The sequence below is a fragment of the Rudaea sp. genome (genome assembly GCF_036383415.1).
In the GTDB taxonomy this organism is placed as follows: Bacteria; Pseudomonadota; Gammaproteobacteria; order Xanthomonadales; family Rhodanobacteraceae; genus Rudaea.
In genome coordinates, this window is record NZ_DASVOK010000428.1 from 1 (window position 1) to 4,977 (window position 4,977).

General features: G+C 65.6%; 6 protein-coding genes. 4 read left to right on the forward strand and 2 right to left on the reverse strand.

From position 1 onward, the window contains the following. Positions 1–1,290 (forward strand): signal peptide peptidase SppA (gene sppA, locus VF497_RS15565; protein WP_330890368.1); only part of this gene is annotated, 1,290 nt, incomplete at its 5' end. Between the two features lie 142 nt (positions 1,291–1,432). Here sppA and VF497_RS15570 read toward each other — a convergent pair. Continuing rightward, positions 1,433–1,657 (reverse strand): hypothetical protein, encoded by a 225-nt coding sequence (locus VF497_RS15570; protein ID WP_330890370.1) that lies wholly within the window; start codon positions 1,655–1,657, stop codon positions 1,433–1,435. A gap of 89 nt (positions 1,658–1,746) precedes the next feature. Between VF497_RS15570 and VF497_RS15575 the strand changes: the two genes are divergently transcribed. From VF497_RS15575 to VF497_RS15585, 3 genes are all read left to right on the forward strand, one after another. Next, positions 1,747–2,529 (forward strand): SDR family oxidoreductase, encoded by a 783-nt coding sequence (locus tag VF497_RS15575; RefSeq protein WP_330890373.1) that lies wholly within the window; start codon positions 1,747–1,749, stop codon positions 2,527–2,529. A 3-nt stretch (positions 2,530–2,532) separates the two neighbouring features. Next, positions 2,533–3,402, forward strand: coding sequence for a DNA-3-methyladenine glycosylase (locus VF497_RS15580; protein ID WP_330890374.1), 870 nt, complete (start codon positions 2,533–2,535; stop codon positions 3,400–3,402). Between the two features lie 89 nt (positions 3,403–3,491). After that, complete coding sequence (locus VF497_RS15585) at positions 3,492–3,992, forward strand: DUF962 domain-containing protein (protein ID WP_330890376.1); 501 nt, start codon at positions 3,492–3,494, stop codon at positions 3,990–3,992. Positions 3,993–4,049: 57 nt separating this feature from the next. Here the strand turns inward: VF497_RS15585 and VF497_RS15590 are convergent. Next, positions 4,050–4,977 (reverse strand): OmpP1/FadL family transporter (locus VF497_RS15590; RefSeq protein WP_330890379.1); only part of this gene is annotated, 928 nt, incomplete at its 5' end.

Here is a 4,977-nt window from a genome sequence, read left to right on the forward strand (position 1 = left end):
GCGCTCGACTGGCTCGGCGTCGACGTGCACCTGTTCCGCGTCGGCGAGTACAAGTCCTTCGCCGAGCCGTACATCCGCAACGACGCTTCGCCCGAATCGAAGGAAGCCGATCTGTACTGGATGAACGGCGTCTGGGGCGACTACCTCAAGGAAATCGGCGCGGCGCGCAAGCTTGATCCGAAGGCGATCGCGGCGCAGATCGACAACTACGCGACCTCGATCAAGGCCGCGAACGGCGACCTCGCCAAACTCGCGCTCGATGCCAAGCTCGTCGACAAACTCGCCACGCGCGACGAGGCCGAAGCGCTGTTGATCCAGAAGGGCGTCAAGGAAGAAAACAGCTTCCGCCAGATCGACTTCCAGGACTACGCCGCGCTGACCGAGCGCGAGAACCCGCTCGACGCACGCCCGCAGGTCGGCATCGTCGTCGCCCAGGGCGAGATTCTCGACGGCGACCAGGCCGCAGGCACGGTCGGCGGCGAGTCGACCGCCAAGCTCGTGCGCCAGGCGCGCGAGAGCAAGAACGTCAAGGCCGTCGTGCTGCGCGTCAACTCGCCGGGCGGCAGCGCGTTCGCCTCCGAGCTGATCCGGCGCGAGATCGAACTGACCAAGGCGGCGGGCAAGCCGGTCATCGTGTCGATGGGCGATGTCGCCGCTTCGGGCGGCTACTGGATCTCGATGAACGGCGACCAGATCTTCGCCGAGCCGACCACGATCACCGGCTCGATCGGCATCTTCGGACTGTTCATGAATTTCCCGAAGACGCTGGCCAAGCTCAACGTGCACACTGACGGCGTCGGCACGACCTCGCTCGCCGGCGCGCTCGATCCGCGCCGCGCGCTCGACCCGAAGGTCGGCGAGATCATCCAGAGCATCATCGACAAGGGCTACCAGAATTTCATCACCAAGGTCGCCGCGGCGCGCAAGAAGAAACCCGAGGAAATCGACGCGATCGCACGCGGCCGCGTGTGGAGCGGTGCGCAGGCGAAGGAGCGCGGCCTCGTCGACCAGCTCGGCGGCCTGCGTGAAGCGACGACCGCAGCGGCGCAGGCTGCGAAGCTCGGCGACAACTACCAGGTGCGCTACGTCGAGAAATCGCTGTCGACGTGGGAGCGGTTCGTCGTCAGCCTGTCGAACGACGCCTCGGCGAGTTTCGTCCAGAACCTCTTGCCCGAGTCGATGCGCACCCTGCTCGCCCAGCCCGATGTGCAGGGCCAGCTCAAGCTGCTGCGTTCGCTCGATTCGAACAAGGTCGGCGTGTTCGCCTACTGTTTCTGCGAGATCAAGTGAGTTCAGGATGAACTCATCCCGTGCAGGCCAGGGATGGCCGATGACACGGGATCCAGCTTCAAGACGGCGAACTCATCTCGGACAGTACAGGGATGTTCGATGAGGCGGGGTTCAGCTGGACCAGTACACAGTCGCGCTGGGATCACCCGCCCGCGTCCTCCAGCTTCTTGTCCATGTCCTTCTTCTGCTGGTCGATCGTGCCCTGCACGGCCTTCGCCTTGTCGAGGGCCTTGAGCTGGGCGTCGATCACCGTCTTCTGCCTCTCGGCCGGCTTCGGCTGCGCCGCAGGTGCGGGTGGCGGCGTGCCGCGCGAGCAAGAAACGGAGAGCGCGGCGAGGACGAGAATCGATAAATTGGCGACACGCATGGCGGACTCCGCAACCAGTCGCTAAAGTTTGCGCCGTGGAGTCTTGCGTGTACAGGCAAGGCGATCACGCTTCGCCGAAGGAGACAGCCATGACGACAAATACCGCACGCTGGCGACTGGATGGGCAGGTCGCGTTGGTCACGGGCGCGAGCCGCGGCATCGGCTTCGCCACCGCGCGCGAACTCGCGTTGCTCGGCGCCGATGTGCTCATGGTCGCGCGCGACGAAGCGCATCTCGACTCGGTGTGCGCCGAACTGGCCGAAGAATTCCCGGACAGCGACATCGTTTCCTTCGCCGCCGACGTCGCCGACGCCGAACAGCGGCGCGAAGTGTTCGACTGGATCGCGGACCTGGACTTGCCGCTGTCGATCCTGGTCAACAATGCCGGCGGCAATGTCGGCAAACCGACCCTCGACTACACGGAAAACGAAGTGCGCGCGCTGATCGAGACGAACGTGATGAGCGCGTTCGAGATGAGCCGTCTGGCCTTTCCGCAGCTTGCCGAGCACGGCAACGCCGCGATCGTCAACGTCAGTTCGGTGTCCGGCCTGACCCACGTGCGCACCGGCTCGCCCTACGGCATGACCAAGGCCGCGCTCGCGCAACTGACCAGGAACCTCGCCTGCGAATGGGCAGAGGACGGCATCCGCGTCAACGCCGTCGCGCCGTGGTACATCCGCACGCAGCGCACCGCGGTCAAGCTCGCCAACGAGGAATACCTCGACGAGGTGCTCGAGCGCACGCCAATGGGCCGCATCGGCGAGCCCGAGGAAGTCGCCGCGGCGATCGCCTTCCTATGCCTGCCCGCAGCGGCATACATCACCGGCGAGTGCATCGCGGTCGACGGCGGTTTCCTGCGCTACGGATTCTGAGGCGTGAGCGAAAAGATCCGTCTCGAATACCAGCCGCCGCACGATTTCTCCAACCTGCTCGGCTTCTTCGCCAAGCGCGCGATCCCGGGCGTCGAGCGTGTCGATGACGCGAGCTATCGGCGCATCTTCATCCTCGACGGCAAGGTCGGTGAATTCGCCGTCACACGGGCAAAGCGCGGTCACGCGCTCGACTTGCACATCGATTTCGCCGATACGGCATGTTTCCCCGACATCGCAGCGCGCGTGCGTCGCATGTTCGACCTCGATGCCGACATCACCGCGATCAACGCGCATCTCGGCCGGCGCCGGCACCTGAAAGCCTGCATCGCGAAGCACCCCGGCCAGCGCCTGCCCGGCGGCTGGGATGGTTTCGAGATCGCGATCCGCGCCGTGCTCGGCCAGCAGGTCACGGTCGCGGCCGCGCGCACGCTGACCGAGCGCGTGGTGCGCAAGTTCGGCCACCAAGTCGATACGCCGCAGAGCGGAAAAGTGCATTTGTTTCCCACGCCCGCCGCGCTGGCCGAGGCCGAACTCGGCGGACTCGGCATCACCGGCGCGCGCATCGCTACGCTGCACGCGATCGCAGCGGCAGCGCGCGACGGCCGCGTCGATTTCCGCCGCGAGCGTCCGCTGGCCGAGTTCGTGTCGATGTGGACCGCGCTGCCCGGCATCGGCGACTGGACCGCGTACTACCTGGCGATGCGCGGCCTCGCCCAAGCCGACGCGTTCCCGGCGGGCGACATCGTGCTGCGCAAGGCCGTTGCGCGCGACGGCAAGCCGGTGGCAACGAAGGCGCTCGAGGAAATGTCGCAGGCATGGCGTCCCTATCGCGCCTATGCGGTGCTGCATCTGTGGCGTTCGACGATGGCCTGAATGCCCACGCTTCGCTGCTGCATGGGCCCTTGCAGCGCGAGGCGTGCGCGCTATGCTCGATGCAGCGAAACACGCACTCGAGGACCGTCATGAACGAAGCCGCTTTCCCCGCCGGTGGCGACGCACGCCGCGAAGTCGACCGCTGGCTCGGCAACTACAGCGAGGATCATCGCAACCCGACCAACATCACGATCCACTGGATCTGCGTGCCGGCGATCCTGTGGACCGTGATCGCGCTGCTCTGGGTCGTGCCGGTACCGGTGATGGTGGGACGCGCCGGACTCTGGGCCGCATTGGCGATGGTGCTCGCGTTCGCGTTCTACCTGCGCCTGTCGCGCGCGCTCGCGTTCGCCATGCTCGCGGTGTTCGTCGTGCTCGGCCTCGTCACCGAAGCGCTGTACCGTGCGCTCGGCGCGACGCAATTGATGTGGCTGGCGATCGCCGTGTTCGTCGTCGCCTGGATCGGCCAGTTCATCGGCCACAAGATCGAGGGCAGGAAACCCTCGTTCCTGACCGACCTTGCCTATCTGCTGATCGGCCCGGCGTGGATCGTGGCCAAGCTGATGCGCCGCGTCGGCATCGCTTACTGATCAACGAAAAAGGGCGCGATTGCTCGCGCCCTTTTCTGTCGTTGTCGACCTGCGTTCCTAGAACCGGAACTGCGCCGAGATCGCGAAGGTGTTGTCGTCGTTCTTGGTCTTGCCGACGAGATGGTCGAACGTCGCGCTGGTCTGGTCGATCTTGCCGTCCTCGACGAACAGGTGATAGTAGCCGGCGTCGAAACGCAGCGTGTCGCTCATCTTGTAGCCGAGACCCAGCGCCACGCCCGTGCGCGATCCGTCCGGCACGCGCGGGTCGCGCGTCTCGTCGACCGTGGGCGTCTTGTCGTAGCCGAGACCGGCGCGCAGCGTCCATTGATTGTCGAGCTTGTATTCGCCGCCCAGCGATCCCGACCAGCTGTCCTTGTAGTTGAACAGCGTCGGCCGGTTGTACGGCGCCTGCGCCGCATTCTGGTACGAGATCACGAGTTCCTTGAAGCTCGACCAGTGCGTGAAGCTGAAGTCGGCGCCGAGGCTCAAGCGGTCGTTCACCGTATGCCACCAGCCGACGCTGGCGAACCAGGGCGTGTTGACGTCGGCCGTGCCGGTCGTGTTGGTGAATGCGCCGCCGAACAGCGGCAGCAGATTCGACGGTATCAGGAAAGTCGCCTTGCCGTTGATCGTGTGGTCGATCTGCGAGTGGAAATTGAAGCCGACGCGATCCGCCGGCGTCGGCTTCCAGAGCACTCCCAAGCCGAAGCCGAAGCCCCAGTCGGCGCCCTTGAGCCCGCCCTGGCCATCAGCCTCCTGCGGCAGCAGCGCGCCACCGGTCGGCTGCATGAGGATCGTGCCGAGATTGATGTCCGATTTCAGTTCCGCGCGCAGGCGCTGCGCGATCAAGCTCGCGCCGATCGACAGCGTGTCGTCGATCTTGTACGCCAGGGCGAGCGTCACCGCCGGCGCCTTGAGGTTCGTCGAAACGGCCTGATAGCGGCCGACCCAGCGGTCGTCATAGTAGGTCTTCAGGCCGAAGGGC